General features: G+C 69.5%; 18 protein-coding genes. 5 read left to right on the top strand and 13 right to left on the bottom strand.

What is annotated here, in order from left to right:
- Positions 1-82: 82 nt before the first annotated feature.
- Together ABS772_RS14780 and infA are read left to right on the top strand one after the other, a co-directional pair.
- The gene (locus ABS772_RS14780) at positions 83-1195 is read left to right on the top strand and encodes a branched-chain amino acid ABC transporter substrate-binding protein (RefSeq protein ID WP_350395597.1); all 1113 of its coding nucleotides are present in this window, start codon (positions 83-85) and stop codon (positions 1193-1195) included.
- Between the two features lie 326 nt (positions 1196-1521).
- Positions 1522-1800 carry a translation initiation factor IF-1 gene (gene infA / locus ABS772_RS14775; RefSeq protein WP_017486696.1) on the top strand — a complete coding sequence of 93 codons (279 nt, stop codon included), beginning with the start codon at positions 1522-1524 and terminating at the stop codon, positions 1798-1800.
- A gap of 185 nt (positions 1801-1985) precedes the next feature.
- On the opposite strand, the gene parC is transcribed toward infA, so the two are convergent.
- Both parC and recO read right to left on the bottom strand, forming a co-directional pair.
- Entirely contained in the window at positions 1986-4232 is a 2247-nt protein-coding gene (gene parC, locus ABS772_RS14770; RefSeq protein WP_350395596.1) for a DNA topoisomerase IV subunit A, read from the bottom strand.
- Between the two features lie 121 nt (positions 4233-4353).
- Entirely contained in the window at positions 4354-5094 is a 741-nt protein-coding gene (gene recO, locus ABS772_RS14765) for a DNA repair protein RecO (protein WP_350395594.1), read from the bottom strand.
- Positions 5095-5222: 128 nt separating this feature from the next.
- Between recO and ABS772_RS14760 the strand changes: the two genes are divergently transcribed.
- Together ABS772_RS14760 and ABS772_RS14755 are read left to right on the top strand one after the other, a co-directional pair.
- Entirely contained in the window at positions 5223-5615 is a 393-nt protein-coding gene (locus ABS772_RS14760) for a hypothetical protein (RefSeq protein ID WP_350395593.1), read from the top strand.
- A gap of 44 nt (positions 5616-5659) precedes the next feature.
- Positions 5660-6382, top strand: coding sequence for a gamma-glutamylcyclotransferase (locus ABS772_RS14755; RefSeq protein WP_350395592.1), 723 nt, complete (start codon positions 5660-5662; stop codon positions 6380-6382).
- A 74-nt stretch (positions 6383-6456) separates the two neighbouring features.
- Here ABS772_RS14755 and ABS772_RS14750 read toward each other — a convergent pair whose 3' ends face one another.
- The 4 genes from ABS772_RS14750 to ABS772_RS14735 all read right to left on the bottom strand — a co-directional run bounded on the left by ABS772_RS14750 (position 6457) and on the right by ABS772_RS14735 (position 11834).
- Positions 6457-7242 carry a lytic murein transglycosylase gene (locus ABS772_RS14750; protein WP_238257577.1) on the bottom strand — a complete coding sequence of 262 codons (786 nt, stop codon included), beginning with the start codon at positions 7240-7242 and terminating at the stop codon, positions 6457-6459.
- A gap of 239 nt (positions 7243-7481) precedes the next feature.
- On the bottom strand, positions 7482-11003 hold the full coding sequence (gene dnaE, locus ABS772_RS14745; RefSeq protein ID WP_350395591.1) for a DNA polymerase III subunit alpha: 3522 nt from the start codon (positions 11001-11003) through the stop codon (positions 7482-7484).
- Between the two features lie 424 nt (positions 11004-11427).
- The gene (locus ABS772_RS14740; RefSeq protein WP_238257581.1) at positions 11428-11730 is read right to left on the bottom strand and encodes a helix-turn-helix domain-containing protein; all 303 of its coding nucleotides are present in this window, start codon (positions 11728-11730) and stop codon (positions 11428-11430) included.
- Positions 11727-11834, bottom strand: coding sequence for a type II toxin-antitoxin system RelE/ParE family toxin (locus ABS772_RS14735; protein WP_350395590.1), 108 nt, complete (start codon positions 11832-11834; stop codon positions 11727-11729). The genes ABS772_RS14740 and ABS772_RS14735 overlap by 4 nt, the downstream gene beginning before the upstream one ends.
- On the opposite strand from ABS772_RS14735, the gene ABS772_RS14730 reads away from it, so the two are divergent.
- A complete protein-coding gene (locus tag ABS772_RS14730) occupies positions 11826-12125 on the top strand; it encodes a hypothetical protein (RefSeq protein WP_350395589.1) in 300 nt (99 codons plus the stop codon). The two genes, ABS772_RS14735 and ABS772_RS14730, sit on opposite strands and share 9 nt — an antisense overlap.
- Here ABS772_RS14730 and ABS772_RS14725 read toward each other — a convergent pair.
- The 7 genes from ABS772_RS14725 to ABS772_RS14695 all read right to left on the bottom strand — a co-directional run bounded on the left by ABS772_RS14725 (position 12120) and on the right by ABS772_RS14695 (position 19528).
- Positions 12120-12830, bottom strand: a complete 711-nt coding sequence (locus ABS772_RS14725) for an ABC transporter ATP-binding protein (RefSeq protein WP_238257584.1) — start codon at positions 12828-12830, stop codon at positions 12120-12122. The two genes, ABS772_RS14730 and ABS772_RS14725, sit on opposite strands and share 6 nt — an antisense overlap.
- Before the next feature lie 15 nt (positions 12831-12845).
- Positions 12846-14165, bottom strand: coding sequence for a lipoprotein-releasing ABC transporter permease subunit (locus ABS772_RS14720; protein WP_350395588.1), 1320 nt, complete (start codon positions 14163-14165; stop codon positions 12846-12848).
- 12 nt (positions 14166-14177) lie between these two features.
- Positions 14178-15503, bottom strand: coding sequence for a proline--tRNA ligase (gene proS, locus ABS772_RS14715; RefSeq protein WP_350395586.1), 1326 nt, complete (start codon positions 15501-15503; stop codon positions 14178-14180).
- Between the two features lie 499 nt (positions 15504-16002).
- Positions 16003-16344 carry a DUF1467 family protein gene (locus ABS772_RS14710; protein ID WP_350395585.1) on the bottom strand — a complete coding sequence of 114 codons (342 nt, stop codon included), beginning with the start codon at positions 16342-16344 and terminating at the stop codon, positions 16003-16005.
- A 61-nt stretch (positions 16345-16405) separates the two neighbouring features.
- Positions 16406-16810 carry a methylmalonyl-CoA epimerase gene (mce, locus tag ABS772_RS14705; RefSeq protein ID WP_003598176.1) on the bottom strand — a complete coding sequence of 135 codons (405 nt, stop codon included), beginning with the start codon at positions 16808-16810 and terminating at the stop codon, positions 16406-16408.
- A gap of 137 nt (positions 16811-16947) precedes the next feature.
- Positions 16948-18621 (bottom strand): ribonuclease J, encoded by a 1674-nt coding sequence (locus tag ABS772_RS14700; protein ID WP_238257590.1) that lies wholly within the window; start codon positions 18619-18621, stop codon positions 16948-16950.
- A 19-nt stretch (positions 18622-18640) separates the two neighbouring features.
- On the bottom strand, positions 18641-19528 hold the full coding sequence (locus ABS772_RS14695; protein ID WP_350395583.1) for a biotin--[acetyl-CoA-carboxylase] ligase: 888 nt from the start codon (positions 19526-19528) through the stop codon (positions 18641-18643).
- Positions 19529-19533: the final 5 nt, after the last annotated feature.

Below are 19533 nucleotides of genomic sequence, written 5' to 3'. Positions count from 1 at the left end.
CGGCCAACGGCGGCGCTTGCCAGCGCCGCGAGCGGGCCGCATCAAGATCCGGGGACATTCCGGCGACCGGACGGGGGGTGGTGTGACGAAGCGGAGCGCGTTGGCAACCCTTCTCGCCCTGACGCTCGCGGGTCCCGCCGGCGCCGCCGAGCCGCTGAGGATCGGGCTCGCCGCCCCCTTGAGCGGGCCGGATGCCGGGTTCGGCCAGGGGGCGCGGCTCGGCGCCGAGCAGGCGGTCGCCGAGATCAACCGCGCGGGCGGGGTGCTGGGCCGCAAGCTCCAGCTCGTGGTGCAGGACGATGCCGCCGACCCGAAGCAGGCGGTGGCGGTCGCCCGCCGGTTCGCCGGCAGCGGCGTGCGCTTCGTCATCGGCCCCCTGACCTCCGGGGCGGCGGCCGCGGCGAGCCCGGTCTACGAGGAGGCCGGCATCGTCTCGGTCACGCCCGGCGCGACCTGGGCGCCGCTGACCCGCCGCGGTGCCGGCCTGCTGTTCCGGCTTTCCGGCAGCGACGCGCAGCAGGGCGCGCTCGGCGGCGCGCTGCTCGCCGAGCGCTTCCGCGGCAAACCGGTCGCCATCGTCCACGACAAGACCAGCTTCGGCCGCGGCCTCGCCGACGAGGCCGCCCGCGCCTTGAAAGCCCGCGGCGGGCAGGAGCGCCTGTTCGAGGGCGTCTCCCGCGACGACCGCGAGACGGCCGCCCTCGTCGCCAAGCTGCGGGCGCTCGGGATCGAGGCGCTCTATTTCGGCGGCCTGTCCGCCCCGGCCGCAGGGCTGATCCGGGCGATGCGCGAGGCCGGCCTGACGACGGTGGTGATCGGCAGCGATGGCCTGCTCGACCGGGATTTTTCGCAAGTTCCCGGTGCCGAGGGCACGCTGATGACGGTGTCGCCCGCGCCCCCTCGCCTGCCCGAGCCGAAGGGCACCCGGACGCCGCGGAGCCCGGAGGCCGAGATGTTCGCCGCCTCGGCCTACGCGGCGGTCGAGGTCCTGCGCCAGGGGATCGAGGGCGCGCGCTCGGTCGAGCCGGCCAAGGTCGCGGCCACCCTGCATAGCGGCGTGCCCCTTCGCACGGTGCTCGGCGAGGTGGCGTTCGACGCGGGCGGCGACCTCGTGAAGCCGCCCTTCACGGTCCAGGCCTGGCGCCGGCTTCCCGACGGGCGGCTCGACTTTGCCGGCAACGAAACCTCACCATAGGGCCGTTCCGCGACGGTGGAGGCCACGAAACCCACCGTTGGTTGAGGTCAAGCGGCCGTTCCGCCGCGGATATTCTTGCACAAACCGCCTCCGACGCTTAAGTCGCAGGCTTGGTGCCCTTCGCGAAACGCCCGTCGTGCCGCTTGTCCGGCCGAAGGGAGGACTCCCCGATCCGGGAGTTTCGCGAAAGGCGCCCGACGCCCGGCATCGCTGACGCCTCTCGTCCCGAGCGGATCGGACCCGCAGCGCCGCGCGTTTCGCACGACAGACCGATTTTTGAATTTGCCGGAGCGCCCCGTGCAGGCAGCCCGGCCGGAGACAGGTGCATGGCGAAAGAGGAATTGATGCAGTTCGACGGCTTGGTCGTCGAGATCCTGCCGGACGCGCGCTACCGCGTGCAGCTCGACCAGGGTCACGAGATCGTCGCCTACACGGCCGGCAAGATGAAGAAGAACCGCATCAAGACCCTGGCCGGCGACCGCGTCACCGTCGAGATGTCCCCCTACGACCTGGAAAAGGGCCGCCTCGTGTTCCGCCACAAGGACGAGCGCTCCTCCGGCCCGCGTCCGCCCCAGCGCGGCGGCCAGCAGTTCCGCCGCCGCTGAGGCGACGCCTTCGCATCGTCCGCCGTCATCGCGAGCCTCGGCGAAGCGATCCAGCGGCGCGAGCTCTCCGGAAAGGGCGGAGCGCTGGATTGCTTCGGCTCCGCCTCGCAATGACGGGAAGGACTTCGCGAGGCGGCCCTTCGGTCGATCGGACTCGTTGAGCACCGCCCCAAAATCCCAAGAAATTACTTCCCGAACCGCTCGAATTTCGGGAAGCTGCGGGTCATCAGCGTGCCGGCATCGGACCGGTGGCCCATCCACTTCTCCAGCATCGCGCTCTGAGCGAGCCGCGCCTGGCCCGAGCCGTCGCGCCAGGGCAGGCCCTCCGCCAGGGTGAAGACGCAGGCGTCGGCGAGCCGGCTCTGGCGGCAGCGCTGCAGGCGCACGCCCTTGCCGCGGCCGAGCTCCGTCACCTCGGAAGCCGGGAAGACCAGCATCAGCTTGTCGGACGAGCAGACGGCGATGTGGTCGCCCTCGGCCGGCACCAGCAGCACGGCGCTGACCCCCTCGTCGAGCCCGAGGATCGCCTTTCCTTTCCGGGTGTTGGCGACCAGCGCGTCGGAGGGCGCGATGAAGCCGCGCCCGTCGGAGCCCGCCACCAGCAGTTTGCTGTCCGGCTTGTAGGGCAGCGCCGCGACGATCTCGGTGCCGTCGTCGAGATCGACCATCAGCCGCACCGGATCGCCGAAGCCGCGCCCGCCCGGCAGCTTCGAGGCTTCGAGCGTGAAGACCTTGCCGTTCGAGGCGAGCAGCAGGATTTTTGCCGTGGTCTCGCTGAGGAAAGAGACCTTCAGCGTGTCGTCGCCCTTGAAGGCGACCCCCGCCAACTCGGTCACGTGCCCCTTGAGCGCCCGGATCCAGCCCTTCTCGGACAGGATGACCGTGATCGGCTCGCGCTCGACCATGGCGGCGGTGAAGTCGATGCCGGCGGTGTCGGGCGGGTTCTCCAGGGTGGTGCGCCGCTTGCCCAGTTTGGTCTCGGGCCCGAAGGTCTTCTTCACCGCGCGGATCTGCTTGGTGATCTCCGTCCACTGGAGCTTCTCGGAACCGAGCAGCGCCTCGATCCCCTCCTTCTCCTTGGTGAGTTCCTCGAACTCGCGCTTGAGCTCCATCTCCTCCAGCCGGCGCAGGGAGCGCAGACGGGTGTCGAGGATGGCGTTGGCCTGGAGTTCGGTGAGTTCGAACCGCGCCATCAGGGCCGCCTTCGGCTCGTCCTCCTCGCGGATGATGCGGATCACCTCGTCGAGGTCGAGATAGACGATGAGCAGGCCGCCGAGGATCTCCAGGCGGCGCTCGATCTGGCCGAGGCGATAGCCGGAGCGGCGCTGGAGCACGACCCGGCGGTGATCGACCCACTCGCGCAGGCACTCGGCCAGTCCGATGACGCGGGGCACGACGCCGCCGACCAGCACGTTGAGGTTCAGCGGGACCCGCGCCTCCAGCTCCGAGAGCCGGAACAGCGATTCCATCAGCATCACCGGATCGACCGAGCGCGAGCGCGGCTCCAGCACGACGCGCACATCCTCCGCCGATTCGTCGCGCACGTCGGCGAGAAGCGGCAGCTTCTTCTCCTGGAGCAGGTCGGCGAGCTTCTCGATGAGCCGCGCCTTCGGCACGCCGTAGGGAATCTCGGTGACGACGATATTCCAGGTGCCGCGGCCGAGATCCTCCTTGGCCCAGCGCGCGCGGACGCGGAACCCGCCGCGGCCGGTGCGGTAGGCCTCACGGATCACGTCGGGTGAATCGATCAGGATGCCGCCGGTGGGGAAGTCCGGCCCCTGCACGAAGGTGCAGAGCTGCTCCGAGGTCGCCTCGCGGTTCTGGATCAGGTAGAGCGCCGCGTCGCAGAGTTCGGCGGCGTTGTGCGGCGGGATCGAGGTCGCCATGCCGACCGCGATGCCCTGCGAGCCGTTGGCCAGAAGGTTCGGGAAGGCCGCCGGCAGGACGACGGGCTCCTCCTTCTCGCCGTTGTAGGAGGGCCGGAAATCGACCGTGTCCTCGTCGATTCCGTCGAGCAGGAGCCGGGCGACCTCGGTGAGACGCGCCTCGGTGTAGCGGTAGGCGGCCGGGCCGTCGCCGTCGATATTGCCGAAATTGCCCTGGCCATCGACCAGGGGGTAGCGCTGGGCGAAGTCCTGGGAGAGGCGCACCAATGCGTCGTAGATCGCCTGGTCGCCGTGGGGGTGGAAGTCACCCATCACGTCGCCGACGATCTTCGCGCATTTCTTGAACGCCGAACTCGGATCGAGCCGGAGCAGGCGCATGCCGTAGAGGATGCGCCGGTGCACGGGCTTCAGGCCGTCGCGGGCATCGGGCAGCGCGCGCTGCATGATCGTGGAGAGCGCGTAGGCGTAGTAGCGCTCTTCCAGCGCCGTCTTCAGCTCGACGCTCTCGATGCCGTCGCCCGGCGGCGGCAGGACGGGCTGACCCATCACTCACTCCCCATCGTCAATCCGGACCGGATGCCGGCCCCTCGCCCGCATCCGTCCCCGCGGCCCGGCAGGACCGACCGCGTTCCCTTCGAAATCACGCAGGAACATAACACGAACATCATCACCCCTGGCCAGTGCCGAGTGCGACGAATCGTGCCCGCTCCTCCGGCGCGCCCTGCTGCCTCGGGCGCCAGACGTGCTGATCGAGGAAATATCCCGTCAAGGTAAACCCCTCCCGAACGTCCTGGCCGTCCGGCATGCGCCAGCCGCTGCCGGGCTGGTCGCGGTCGCGCAGGAAGGGCGGCAGGGCGAGCAGGCGGTCACGATACGGCTCGCCCGCCGAGGCGCTGACCGCCCGCCCGCTCTTCGGCGAGACGTAGACCAGGGCGTCGTTGGCGCCCGTGGCCGCGCAATGCGACAGGTCGAGGCCGAAGCCGAGGCCGGCGAGCAGGGCGAGTTCGAACCGCACCATCAGCGCGGGCGCGATCTCCGGATCGTCGAGATGGGCGATCAGGATCTGCGCCGCCTCGTAGAGCGCCGGATGCGGGTCGCGCTCGGGCAGGAGCCGCAGCAGCGTGGAGAGATGGCCGATGCCGTAGAGCGCCAGCCCCGAATCCATCAGCCGCGAGGCGTTCATGGTCAGCGGCTCGACGGCGTAGGAGCCGAGCGCCCCGTCGAGCCGCGCCCGCCACGTGGCGCGCAGCGTGTTGCCGGGCTGGAGCATCGGCTGCATCCGCCGCGAGCGCCCGCCATGGACGAGCCCGAGATGGCGGCCGTGCTCCGGCGTCATCAGTTCGAGCACGACCCCGGTCTCGCCGTGCTTGCGCAGGCCGATCACGAGGCCTTCGTCGATCCATTGCATGAGAGAGAGATAATCATTCCGGGGCCGGAACGGGACTGCTTCGCGCAGCGAAATCGGGTTGCGACGGCGAACCCGTTTCCCGCCATGCGCGAAATCGCTAGGCTTTCCGCCGTTCGGGAGATTCGGCGATGGTCGGGCGGCGCGGTGGAGTGGTGCTGGCGATGGTCGTCGCGGCCGGCGGCTGCACCGCGACCGCGGCACCGCCCGCCCCGGCAGCCTCCACCGGCACGGTGCGCGAGCGCATCGCCGCCCTGGCCCTGCGGCAGGTCGCCTTCGGTTCGGTCTCGCTGATCCCGGTGCGGTTCGCCCACAGCCGGATCGCCGGCCCGCTCGAGGATGGCGGCCGCCGGCTCTACTGCGTCTCGACCCGGATGAGCGGCCGCACCTTCGGCAAGCCGGAGCGGCCGAAGCTCGTGGTGCGGGAGGAGGCCGGCGCGCTCACCGTCCTGCGCGACGAGGAGGAAGTGTGCGAGGGGCACCGCAGCGAGCCGTTTCCGGAATTGGATTCGCCGGGGGCCTGAACGGGGTTGCGCGCAGGTCCCCGAAAATGCTCCGCTCCGGCCCGATGGCCCCTCGTCCCCTGTCGCTCTCCCTCGACCTGATCGCCCGTGCCCATCCCGACCCCGTTTCCGACGACCCGAACGCGCTGACGCTGCTCGCCGACGACGACCTCGCGCCCGAACTCGACGCGATGCTGGCGCGCCGCGCCTCGGCCGACGGGGGCCTGTGGGTGTTCGCCTACGGGTCGCTGCTGTGGAGCCCGGAATTCGCCTTCACCGAGCAGCGGGTCGGCACGCTGCGGGGGTGGCACCGCCGCTTCTGCCTGCTGCAGCGGCGCTATCGCGGCACGCCGGAGAATCCGGGCCTCGTTCTGGGGCTCGACCGGGGCGGGATCTGCCGCGGCGTCGCCTTCCGGCTGGACGATGCCGACCCGCACGCGACCCTGATGCCGGTCTGGCGGCGGGAGATGAAGGGCAAGGGCTACGAGGGGCGCTGGGTCACGGTCGAGACGGCGGCCGGACCGGTCACGGCCCTGACCTTCACGGTGAACCGGCGGAGCGACCGCTACGCCGGCCGCCTCTCCGACGAAGAGCTCGCGCGCAGGATCGCGACGGCCTGCGGGCATCTCGGCCCGAGCGCCGAGTATCTGTTCCGAACCGTGGAAGCCTGCGCCCGGCTCGGCATCCACGACCGGCACCTGTGGTCGCTCCAGGCGCTCGTGGCCGAGCGGCTGCGGGAAGGGTGCGCCTCGCCGCTCCTCCGTCATCGCGAGGCGGAGCCGAAGTGATCCAGAGCACCGCCCCATCCGGCACGGTCGCGCCCTGGACTGCTTCGCTCCGCTCGCGGTGACGGATCGAAGGACTACTGCCCGTCGATCCGGGCGCCGAGGAGCGCGATGGCGCGCTGATAGACGCCGGCCGCGTTCCAGCCCTGGATCGCGGCGAAGTTCGGTTCGCCGGGCTGGTAGCCCGCGCCGCGCTGCCAGCCATGGCCCTTCAGGAAGTTGGCCGTGGAGTTCAGCGCGACCGGGGCGCTGTCGAGGCTGCCGCCGACGCCGTAGGTCAGCACGTTCTTCGGGAGGAACTGGGTGTGGCCGACCTCGCCGTGGGCGGCGCCCCGGGTCGTCGGCGTCAGCACGCCGCTGTCGACGAGCTTGAGCGCGGCGTAGAGCTGTTCGGTGAAATAGGCCGAGCGGCGGCAATCGTAGGCCAGCGTGGCCACCGCCGAGAGCGTGTTGACGTTGCCCTTCACGGCGCCGAAGCCGGTCTCCATGCCCCAGATCGCCAGGAGCGGACCCGGCGGCACGCCGTAGCGCTGCTCGATCGAGGCGAAGAGCGCCGCGTTCTGCGCCTTGAGGGCGCGCCCGCGGGAGACGATGGTGTTGCCGCCGCGCTTGGCCAGGAACTGGTCGAGGGAGAGCTTGAAGCTCTTCTGACCGCGATCGGCCGAGATGGTCGCGGTGGAGTAGGAGGTGTTGGCCAGGGCCGCCAGCGCCGTCGGGCTCGCCCGCCCCTTGGCCTCGGCGATGAACTCGTCCTTCCAGGACTCGAAGCCGGCGGCCGTGTTGCCGCACTGCGCCGCCTGCGCGGCGCCGGTCAGCCCCACCAGGGCGGCGGCCGCCATCAGTCTCAAACCGTGTCCGGTCATCCCACACTCCATCAGGCGGCGGTTACGCGGCGCCGCGGCATTCGCAAGGGCTTCGGCCGCTCCCCGGAGGCAGGCGGGCTCCGCCAGCCGGAGCCCATGCCGTGACCTCGCGATCGGCCGAACCATACCTTGGCAGAATCACCGAGCTGTGGCGGCGGTGAGGCACGAACGGATCTGTCACACCCATATCTTGCGGAGGTGACGGGTTTGGTTACCGGCGGGTTCGTCCGGTGGCAGCCTCAGTTCACCTCCACCTGCACCACGCCCGGCACGGCGCGCAGGGCGCCTGCGACCTGCGGCGTCGCCTGATAGCGGTCCTTCAGGCGCACCTCGACCTCGCGCTCGCCGCCGTCGAGGATCAGGATCAGCGAGACCTCGCCCTCCCCGCGCAGGGTCAGGCGCTGCTGCACCGAACTCAAGGCCCGGTCGTCGCGCAGGAAGATGCGCATCCCCTTCTGGTGGCGGGCGGCGGCCTGATCGAGGGGCTCGGCGGTGGTGATGCGGGCGCGCACGTCCTCGCCCTCCAGGTTCGCCTGGATCGTCAGCACCAGCGGACGGCCGGGTTCGAGGATGTCGCGGTACTGGTTGAGCCCTTCGGAGAAGATGATCGCCTCGAAGTGGCCGGTCTGGTCCGAGAGGATGACGATGCCGAGCTTGTTGCCGCTCTTGGTGCGCCGCTCCGAGCGGTCGAGCACCGAGGCGGCGATGCGGCCGACGCTGGCCGAGCCCGCCCGCACTGCCCGGCAGAAATCGGCCCAGGACTGGACCCGCAGCTTTTCGAGGATCGGCCCGTACTCGTCGAGCGGGTGGCCCGAGAGGAAGAAGCCGATGGCGTCGCACTCGCGCTTGAGCTTGTCGGTGTGGGTCCAGAATTCGTGGGGCGGGATGCGAAGCGCCACATCGACCGAGGCGACGCCGCCGAACATGTCGGTGATGCCGGAGGTCTCGGCCTCGGCCGCGCCTTGCGCCATCTTCATCATCGGCTCGACCGCCGCCCAGGCCCGCGCCCGGTCGGGCTCGATGCAGTCGAGCGCGCCGGCCGCGATCAAGTTCTCCAGCGTCCGCTTGTTGACGTGGCGCGGGTTGAGGCGCCGGGCGAAGCAGGCGAGGTCCTTGAACGGCGTGTCCCCGCGGGCGGCGACGATCGATTCCACCGCCGCGCGGCCGACCCCCTTGATCGCGGCGAGCGCGTAGAGGATGCGCCCCTCCCGCACGTCGAAGACGACGCCGGAGGTGTTCACCGAGGGCGGCTCGACGGTGATCTTCAGGCGCTGCGCGTCCTGGCGGAATTCCGCGAGCTTGTCGGTGTTGTCGATGTCGAGCGTCATGGCGGCGGCCAGGAACTCGACCGGATAGTTCGCCTTCAGATAGGCGGTCTGGTAGGTCACCAGCGCGTAGGCCGCCGCGTGGGACTTGTTGAAGCCGTAATCGGCGAACTTGGCCAAGAGGTCGAAGATCTCGTTGGCTTTCCCTTCGGGAATTCCGCTCTCCAGGCAGCCCTTCACGAAGCGGTCGCGCTGGGCGTCCATCTCCGCCTTGATCTTCTTGCCCATGGCGCGGCGGAGCATGTCGGCCTCGCCGAGCGTGTAGCCGGCCAGAACCTTGGCGACCTCCATCACCTGTTCCTGGTAGACGATGATCCCGAACGTCTCCCGCAGGATCGGCTCCAGCATCGGGTGCGGGTACCAGCTCGCCTCGTTGCCGGCGTCGCGCCCGAGCTTGCGCTCGCAATAGACCGGGATGTTGGCCATCGGGCCCGGCCGGTAGAGCGCCACCAGGGCGATGATGTCCTCCAGGCGGTCGGCCTGCATCTCGCACAGCGCCTTGCGCATGCCGGCGGATTCCACTTGGAACACCGCGACGGTCTCGCCGCGCCCCATCGGCTCGTAGGTCTTCTTGTCGTCGAGCGGGATCTGGGCGAGATCCACGTCGATGCCGCGCTGCTTCAGCAGGTCGGTGCAGCACCGCAGCATGGTGAGGGTCTTGAGGCCGAGGAAGTCGAATTTGACGAGACCCGCCTGCTCCACCCACTTCATGTTGAACTGGGTCACCCGCATCCCGGTCTTCGGGTCGCGGTAGAGCGGCACCAGCTCTTCGAGGGGCCGGTCGCCGATCACCACGCCGGCGGCGTGGGTCGAGGCGTGGCGGTGCAGGCCCTCGAGCTTCTTCGAGATCTCGATGAGCCGGGCGACGATCGGCTCCTCCTCGATCGCCTGCTGCAGCTTCGGCTCGCCCTCGATCGCCTGCGCCAGGGTCACGGGGTTGGCCGGATTCTGCGGCACGAGCTTGGTCAGCTTATCGACCTGCCCGTAGGGCATCTCCAGCACGCGGCCGACGTCGCGCAGCACGCCGCGGGCGAGCAGGGTACCGAAGGTGATAATCTGCCCGACCTGCCGCTCGCCGTAGCGCTCCTGCACGTAGCGGATCACCCGCTCGCGGCCCTCGACGCAGAAGTCGATGTCGAAGTCCGGCATCGAGACGCGCTCGGGATTCAGGAAGCGCTCGAACAGCAGGCCGAAGCGGAGCGGGTCGAGATCGGTGATGAGGAGCGACCACGCCACCAGCGAGCCCGCGCCCGAGCCGCGGCCCGGCCCGACGGGGATGTCGTGGTCCTTGGCCCACTTGATGAAGTCCGAGACGATCAGGAAGTAGCCCGGGAACTTCATCTTGACGATGACGTCGAGCTCGAACTTCAGCCGCGCGCGGTAATCCTCCTCGGTGAAGCCGGGGGCGGTGCCGTGCTGCTTCAGGCGCAATTCCAGCCCGGCCTCGGCCTGGCGGCACAGCTCGGTCGGCTCGTCGGCGGCGACCGCCCGGACCGGCGCCTCGGCGGCCTCGGCCAGAGCCTCGGCCATGGGCGGGGGCTCGCCCGCCGCGACGCTGGCGAAGTTCGGCAGGATGGGCTTGCGGGTCCGCGCCCGAACGGCGCAGCGCATGGCGATCTCGACGGAGGCCGCGAGCGCGTCCGGCAGATCGCGGAACAGCTCCATCATCTCGGCGCGCGTCGTGAAGGCGTGGCGCGGCGTGAGACGGCGGCGGCGCTCGTCGGAGACGAGGCGGCCCTCCGCGATGGCGAGCAGGGCGTCGTGGGCGTCGTAATCGCCGGGCTTGGCGAAGAACGGCTCGTTCGTCGCGACGATGCCGAGGCCGTTTCCATCGGCGAGGCGCAGCAATTCGCGCTCGACCGCGCGCTCGTCGTCGAGACCGTGGCGCTGGATCTCGACGTAGAGGCGCTCCTCGCCGAACGCCCCCTTGAGGACCTCCAGGCGACGTGCCGCCTGATCGGCGCGGCCGGTGCGCAGGCTGGTGTCGAGCGGGCCCGTGAGTCCGCCGGTCAGGCCGATCAGCCCGTCGACATTGCCCTCCAGCGCCGAGACGGCGAGGTTGGGGGCGGCGCCGAGCGGGCCGTCGAAATGGGCGCGGCTGCCGAGCCGCAGCAGGTTGCCGTAGCCGGTCTCGTCCTGGGCGAGCAGCACGATGTTGGCGCAGCCCGCCTGCGGCATGCGCGCCATCGGATCGGGCGCCTCGAAGCAGACGGTGAGCTGAAGGCCCGCGATCGGCTGGATGCCGGTGCCGGCGGCCTTCTCCGAGAATTCGAGCGCGCCGAACAGGTTGTTGGTGTCGGTGAGCGCCAGCGCGGGCTGCCGGTCGGCGGCCGCCGCCTTGACCAGGTCGGCGACCTTCACGCCGCCTTCGAGCAGCGAGTAGGACGAGTGGACGTGGAGGTGGACGAAGCCGATTTCTTTGAGTGTGCGCGCCATGGGGACCCTGCTCGGAGCCCCTTAAGATCGCCGCTCAAGCCCTTCCAAGTCTGTCACCGATGGGCCGCACCGGGGACGATATCCACCGTTCTTCCCCGCCGAAGCCGCCCACTCCCGCGACGCGGGGCGGAAAAGGCCGGCCCGGCGCCATTTCCTGTGCGCAACGCCTCTAGGACGGGAACAAACCGCGCCCGAACGCAGGACGTTAATGGATCGGCGCCAAGGCTACCGCCCAGAGCGCCACCGCGCCGAAGAGCAGGCCGAAGGAGGTGAATTCGACGAGGCTGGTGAGGAACACGCGCTTGGTCATGGCTTCCACTCCGTGTTGATGGAGTAATTTTTGTTCCTGTTTTGTTCTTTGTAAAGCCCAAATCCGGATGGCGGGTGGGTCGTGGTTAAAAAATTCCTACGCCCGGTTGAAGGCTCAAGCTGCAGGTCGCTCGCGCAGGGTAACCACGACATCGACCTGCTGGCCGAGCCGGTTGAGGATGGTCATGAGACGATCAACGGTGAAGCGATCGAGCTTGACCCGGCGGATGCGGGAGAAGTCCGCGGCGGCGATTCCCGTCGCCGCCTCGGCGGCTCTCACGGTCAGGCCGCGACGGTCGAGGCAGGCGATGATCTGGGCGCCGAGCAACGCCTTCAATTGCTCGGCATCGGCGTTCGTGCTTCCGAAATCGCGGAAGACGTTGCCGCTGCCGCGGACGAGTTCGAAGTCGTCGCTCATGAGAGAGCCTCCTTCAGGCGCTTCAAGCGCTCACGCACGGTGTCGATCTCGTGCTGCGGTGTCTTGATCCCGCTCGTCGATTTCTTCTGAAAGGCGTGAAGCACCCAGAGATCGCTCCCGATCTGCACGGCGTAGACGACGCGGAACGCATCTCCCCGGTGGCGCAGCGCAACTTTTCAGATGCCCGCCCCCAATCCTTGCATCGGCTTGACGATGTCGGCGCGCTCGCCTTCCGCGGCGACGGTGAGCGCGCGCAGGCACTCCTGCCGAGCACCCGGCGGAAACGACTCGAACGCCTTTCGGGCTGCCTTGATCCACGAGATCGGGCGCGTTCGCCGCGTCATGCTGCCATTGTTGGCATATTTGACAACAATGGCAAGAACGCCCGCTTATGAGAGCTGCTCGATCATCCCGTCGCGGATGGTCACGCGCCGGTCCATGCGGCCGGCGAGTTCCATGTTGTGGGTCGCGATGAGTGCCGCGAGGCCGGAGGCGCGCACGAGCTGGAGCAGGATGTTGAAGACCCGGCCCGAGGTCTGCGGGTCGAGGTTGCCGGTGGGCTCGTCGGCGAGCAGCAGGCGGGGGCCGTTGGCGACGGCGCGGGCGATGGCGACGCGCTGCTGCTCGCCGCCTGAGAGTTCGGCCGGGCGGTGCGGCAGGCGGTCCTTGAGGCCGAGGAAGCTCAGGAGTTCGGCGGCGCGGGCCTCCGCCTCCTTGCGGGCGAGCCCGCGGATGAGCTGGGGCAGCACCACGTTCTCCAGCGCCGAGAACTCGGGCAGCAGGTGGTGGAACTGGTAGACGAAGCCCATCTCCTCCCGCCGCAGGCGGGTGCGCTCGGCATCCGACATGCCCGCGGTCGGCTGGCCGCCGATATAGACCTCGCCGCCGTCGGGCCGCTCCAGGAGGCCGGCGATGTGGAGCAGGGTCGACTTTCCCGCCCCCGAGGGCGCCACCAGGGCGACCAGCTCGCCCGGCCAGATCGCCAGATCGGTCCCGCGCAGGATCTCGAGCGCGCCCTCGCCCTGCGTGTAGCGGCGCTGGACGCCCGCGAAGAACAGGGCCGGCACGGGCTGGGCGCCGCCGGCATTCGTCTGAGCCATGATCGGGGCGTTCCGTCAGCCGTAGCGCAGGGCCTGCACCGGATCGAGCCGGGCGGCGCGCCAGGAGGGATAGAGGGTCGCCACCAGCGAGAGCAGGATCGAGGTGATCACGATGATGACGACCTCGCTCGTGTTCATCTCCGCCGGGATCTCGGCGAGGAAGCGCACGGTGGGGTCCCAGGCGGTGGGAAACAGAGTGCGCTGGATCGGCTTGATGTTGAGGGTGAACAGCACGCCGCCGATGAGGCCGATCGCCGTGCCGACGAGGCCGATCAGCGCCCCGTTGATGAGGAAGACTCGCATGATCGTGCCCGGCGTCGCGCCCATGGTGCGCAGGATCGCGATGTCGGAGGACTTGTCGCGCACCAGCAGGATCAGGCCCGAGATGATGTTGAGCGTCGCCACGATCACGATGAGGTTGAGGATCAGGAACATCACGTTCCGCTCCACCTCCAGAGCGCCGAAGAAGGTGCGGTTGGTCTGGCGCCAATCGGTCAGGAGGATCGGGCGCTCGGCTGCCATCTCCAGGGGCTCGCGCATCTCGCCGACCGCATCGGCGTCGTCGATGTAGATCTCGATCACGCTGACGTCGCCGTCGCGGTTGAAGAAGGCCTGGGCCTCGTTGAGCGGCATGAAGGCCATGGTGGTGTCGAAATCGGTCACGCCGATCTCGAAGATCGCCTTGACGGTGTAGGCCTTGGTGCGCGGGGCGGTGCCGAAGGGAGTGCTCGCGCCCTTCGGCGTCGAGAGGGTGACCTGATCGCCCGCCTGCAGCCCGAGGGAATCGGCGAGCCGTTTGCCGAGGGCGACGCCCTGGCCGTCGTCGAAGCCCTCCAGCGTCCCGCTCTTGATGGCGGAGGAGATGGCCGGGATCTTCGGCAGGTCGGCTTCGCGCACGCCCCGCACCAGCACGCCGGAACCGCCGTAGGGCGAGGACGCGAAGGCCTGACCCTGCACCATCGGCACCACGGCGCGCACGCCCGCGACCTTCTCCAGCCGGTCGGAGAGATCGACGTAGTCGGTGAAGAGCCGGTCGATCGGCGCGGCGAAGACGTGGCCGTTGAGGCCGATGATCTTGGAGCGCAGTTCCGAGCGGAAGCCGTTCATCACCGAGAGCACGATGATGAGGGTGGCCACGCCCACCGCGATGCCGAGCACCGAGAACAGGGCCACCACCGAGACGCCGCCGCCCCGGCGGCGCGCCCGCAGGTAGCGCCCGGCGATGAGCCACTCGAAGCCCGCGAAGGGCGGCGTGGAGGCGCTCGCACGGGCGCTTCTCAGCCGTGCCAGGACGCCGCTCAGGGAGATGCGGCCCTTACCCAAGGCGAGCGCCATCGCGGCCGATCCTCAGACGCGCCGGATCCGAGCGGGGAGATCGACCGGATCGAGGGTCTCGCGCTCGCCGCTGGCGCGACGTTTCAGCTCGACCTTTCCCTCGGCGAGCCCCTTCGGGCCGACGATGACCTGCCAGGGCAGGCCGATGAGGTCGGCGGTGGCGAACTTGGCGCCCGGCCGCTCGTCGCGGTCGTCGTAGAGCACCGACAGGCCCGCCGTCTCCAGAGCCGCCTGGATCTCGGCGCAGGCGCCGTCGCAGGCGGCATCGCCGACCTTGAGGTTGATCAGGGCCACGTCGAACGGGGCGATCGCGTCCGGCCAGATGATGCCGGCCTCGTCGTGGCTCGCCTCGATGGTCGCGGCCACGAGCCGGCTCGGGCCGATGCCGTAGGAGCCCATATGGACCGGCCGCTCCGCCCCGTCGGGGCCGGTGACGACCGCCTTCATCGGCGCCGAGTACTTGGTGCCGAAATAGAAGATGTGGCCGACCTCGATGCCGCGGGCGGAGAGCCGCGCGGTCTCCGGCACCTCGGCGAAGACCGCCTCGTCGTGCATCTCGTCGGTGGCGGCGTAGTGCGAGGTCCAGGCATCGACGACGCCCTGCAGCCCCGCCACGTCGTCGAAATCGACCGATGGCGGCGGCACCGGCATGTCGAGATAGGCGCGGTCGCAAAAGACCTCGCTCTCGCCGGTCTTGGCCAGGATGATGAATTCGTGGCTGAGATCGCCGCCGATCGGCCCCGTGTCGGCGCGCATCGGGATCGCCCGCAGGCCGAGCCTCTCGAAGGTGCGCAGGTAGGAGACGAAGACCTTGTTGTAGGAATGGCGCGAGGCGGCCTGATCGATGTCGAACGAGTAGCCGTCCTTCATCAGGAACTCGCGCGAGCGCATGGTGCCGAAGCGCGGACGCACCTCGTCGCGGAACTTCCACGAGATCTGATAGAGGTTCTTGGGCAGATCCTTGTAGGATCGGGCGCTCGCGCGAAAGATCTCGGTGACGACCTCTTCCGCGGTCGGGCCGTAGAGCAATTCGCGCTCGTGGCGGTCCTTCAGGCGCAGCATCTCCTTGCCGTAGGCCTCGTAGCGGCCGGACTCGCGCCACAGGTCCGCGGCCTGGATCGTCGGCATCAGGATCTCGACGGCGCCCGCGCGGTCCTGCTCGGCGCGGATCACGTCGCAAACCTTGTTGAGGACGCGCAGGCCCAGCGGCAGCCACGCGTAGATGCCGGCCGCCTCCTGACGGATCATCCCGGCGCGCAGCATCAGCCGATGCGAGACGATCTCCGCTTCCTTGGGCGTCTCGCGCAGAATCGGCAGGAAGTAGCGGGAGAGACGCATCGATCGACCTTGGAAGACGGCGGGCGCAGCCGGGGGAGGAGCTAGGCCAGCGTGCGAAGGCACACAACACATTGCCCTCGCAAAACACAAGCGCCCTGCCAACACAGGATCGGTTCGCAATGAGGCGGAACGAAGCCGGCGAAGCAGCGCCGCGCTCCTCCCCCGGCAGATGGCGGGGGCGGTTTGCCGCGCCCTTTGCAAAAAAGCGCCGCGAACCGTCTCTCGCCTGATGACAAAGGGAAATGTTCTTCCTATAAGCAGCGCCGTGATGGTCGTTGCCCACGAGGCAGCGCACGGTCCGGGTCTTGGGAGGAACAATCAGCCGCCGCGCCGTAAGAAATGCGCGAGAAAATCTGGCTGGAACAGACTGCATTTGTTCAAAGCAAGGCCTCGTGCCTTGCTTTTTTATTATGGGGCGTCCCCTGGCCCGCGCCACCTCGGTCTCAGGTCGCTGACCGGCGGGCAGCAGACGTCTCTGCTTGGCGCGGCCCCTTCGCCCTCACAACCGGGCGAGCGGGAAGATCAGAAGGGCTGCGAAGAACGCGACCGCAGCCAGGATCGTCGTCAGCAGGGCCTTTTCGCGCAGGCGCGGGCTCGCCGGCGCCCCCGGATCCTGGCCCGGCACCAGCCGCTGCGGATCCGCCTCGGCGGCATTGCCCAGCGGCAGGATCGCGAACAGGAAGGTCCACCACAGGACGAAGTAGAGCGCCAGCGCGCCGAACACCGTCAGTTCGAACCCCTTCACCGCCACCGCCGCGAACAGGGCGATCAGCACCGCCACCGTCAGGAGGGTCAGCGGGGTCGAGGCGGTCAGGGTGCGAAGAGGCGAGCGGGTCATCATTCTCGAACGGTCGAGGAACGGCCGGGCCGGCGCCCGACCGAGTTGCGTCGGAGCCGGTCTCTCAGACCTGCTCCAGCTCCACCAGCGTCCCCAGAAAATCCTTGGGGTGGAGGAAGATCACCGGCTTGCCGTGGGCGCCGATCCTCGGCTCGCCGGTGCCGAGAACCCGGGCGCCGGCCGCCTTCATCTGGTCGCGGGCGGCGATGATGTCCTCGACCTCGTAGCAGACGTGGTGGATGCCGCCGGCCGGGTTCTTGTCGACGAAGCCCTGGATGGTGGAGTTCTCGCCGAGCGGCGACATCAGCTCGACCTTGCTGTTGGGCAGTTCGACGAACACCACCGTAACGCCGTGCTCCGGCTGCGGCAGCGGCTCGGTCACCTTGGCGCCGAGCGTGTCGCGGTAGACCGCCGTCGCCGCGTCGAGATCCTTCACCGCGATGGCGACGTGATTGAGCCGTCCGATCATGTTTGTTTTCCTCCCTCGCGTTCCCCTCCCCCTGTGGGGAGGGGTTAGGGGTGGGGGTGGTGCCGCTTGCTCCACCGGAGTCCGGCGGCACCACCCCCACCTCCGGCTCCTCCCCACAAGGGGGAGGAGAGATACGATCACACCTCCACCACCTGCACGTGGCAGGCGGGCTTCTTGCCCCAGGCCTCGTTGACGGCCGAGCGCACGGCGCGGTCGACCGCGATCTCGACGGCCTCCGAGTCCTTCATCTTGCCGCGCGACAGGCCGTTGATCGTCCGGTTGACCGTGTCGACCACGGTGTCGAGCAGGGGCTCGCCGTCGCGCCCGCGATTGGGCAGGCCCATGATATCGACCGCCGGCTCGCCGGCCATCTCACCGCGCTCGTCGATGGCGAGCGCCACCGAGACGATGCCGGTCTGGGCGAGCTTGCGCCGCTCGGGGATCGCCCGGTCCTTGGAATCGATCAGGACGTTGCCGTCCTTGTAGAGCCGCCCGGCGCGGACATGCTCGACCACTTCCGGCTTGCCCGGCGCGAGGCGCACCACCGCGCCGTTGCGGGCCTTGACCACCGCCTCGACGCCCTGCGAGCGGGCGAAGCGCGCGTGCTCGTCGAGATGCAGCGCCTCGCCGTGGACCGGCACGACCGCTTTCGGCCGGGTCCAGCCATACATCGACACCATCTCCTCGCGGCGGGGATGGCCCGAGACGTGGACGAGTTCGGTGCGGTCGGTGATGACCTCGATGCCGTCCTCGATCAGGTCGTTGATGATGGCGCCGACGTCGCGCTCGTTGCCGGGGATGGCGCGCGAGGAGAAGATCACCCGGTCGCCGGCGGTCAGCGAGATTGCCGGATGGTCGTGGCGCGAGACCCGCGACATCGCCGCCCGCGGCTCCCCCTGCGAGCCGGTGAGCAGGCAGACCACCTTGTCGCGCGGGATGTGCGAGTAGGAATCGGCCGAGAGGAAGTCCGGCAGGCCGTCGAGGTAGCCGCATTCGCGGGCGACATCGATGACCCGGTCCATGGCGCGCCCGACCGCGATCACCTGGCGGCCGCAGGCCTGGGCGGCCTCCGCCACGGCGCGGATGCGGGCGACATTGGAGGCGAAGGTCGTCACCGCCACGCGGTGGGGGGCGTTCTCGATCAGCTTGCGCAGGGTCGCGGAGACCTCCGCCTCGCTCGGCGAACGGCCCTCGCGCAGCACGTTGGTCGAGTCGCAGATCAGCGCGAGGATGCCCTCGTCACCGAGCTTGGTGAAGGCGTCCGGCGAGGTCGAATCGCCCGCCACCGGCGTGTCGTCGAGCTTCCAGTCGCCGGTATGCAGCACGAGGCCGTGCTCTGTGCGGATCGCCACCGCGTTCGATTCGGGGATCGAGTGCGCCACCGGCACGAATTCGAGCTCGAACGGGCCGACGGTGACGCGCCGGCCCGGCTTGATCTCGCGCAGGTCCACCTTCGGCGCGCCGGGCTCGGAGAGGCGGCGCGTCTCCAGAAGCTGCTTGGCGAAGCGCGTGGCGTAGACCGGCGCCTTGAGCCGCGGCCACAGCTCCGAGATCGCGCCGATATGGTCCTCGTGCGCGTGGGTGATGAAGATGCCGAGGAGATCCTTCCTGCGCTCCTCGATGAAGGTGAGGTCGGGGAACATCAGGTCGACGCCCGGCAGTCCCTCCTCGCCGGCAAACCCCATTCCGCAATCGACCATGATCCATTTGCGCTGCTTCTCGGGTCCGATCCCGTAGAGGCCCGCATTCATCCCGATCTCGCCCACGCCGCCGAGCGGCACGAAGACGAGTTCGTCCTGCCGTGTCGTCATCTTGTTCGTCTATCCAGTCTCAGGCCGCCGTCGCGGCACTTCCGAAATGCACCTCGCCCGCCGTCACGGTTCGTCGGGTTCCATCCGGGGCGAGGATCACGAGCCGCCCCCCCTCGTCGATCGTTTCAAAGATGCCCGTCAGCGTGGCCTCGGCCATGCGAACCGACACGGGGGCACCCACCCCCGCCGCGCGCTCCAACCACCGCCGCCGGATGTTCGAGAATCCGCGCCCCTTGTTCCAGATCCGGACGGCTTCCACAAACCGTTCCGACAGGAATTCGAGCAGCATCGGCGCATCCGCCGCGGAAAAGGCGGACAGAGCCGCCGCCGGATAGGGCAAACCGTCGGGCGCCGCCGCGACGTTGACCCCGAAACCGATCACCACCGCCCGCCGCCCGCCCGGCAGCGTCTCGGCTTCCAGGAGGATGCCGGCGAGTTTTCGGCCGTCGGCGAGCACGTCGTTCGGCCATTTGAGATGGATGGCCGAGGCCCATGCAGCAATGCCCTGCGGCCGCAGCGCATCCCCTCGCCCCGCCTGCGGGGAGAGGGGTTCGGCGACCGTGTCGTCGCGACCCCCTCCCCGCGTGCCGGGAGAGGGGTTCAGGCGGCACGCATCTCTGATCGCATCGACCAGCGCCACGCCCGCGACGAATCCCAGCGTCGCCACCATCTCCGGCGCCACGCCGGCCACCGGCAGCAGCAGGCTCGCGGCGAGGTTGCCCTCCGGCGAGGTCCAGGCATTGCCGCGGCGGCCGCGGCCCGCCTCCTGGCGTTGGGTCGTGACCCAGAGCGGGCCCGCCTCGCCGCGGGCGAGGCGTAGGGCCTCGCTGTTGGTCGAGTCGAGCCGGTCGTGGCTGTGAAGCCGGTGTCCCTCGGACCGGGCGGCTTGGCTCAGCCGGAACTGCATCCGCC

Origin of the sequence: Methylorubrum podarium, from assembly GCF_040270385.1 — a bacterium.
Lineage (GTDB): Bacteria > Pseudomonadota > Alphaproteobacteria > Rhizobiales > Beijerinckiaceae > Methylobacterium > Methylobacterium podarium.
Note: the sequence above shows the minus strand (reverse complement) of the source record. Positions and strands in the feature narration are given on the sequence as shown.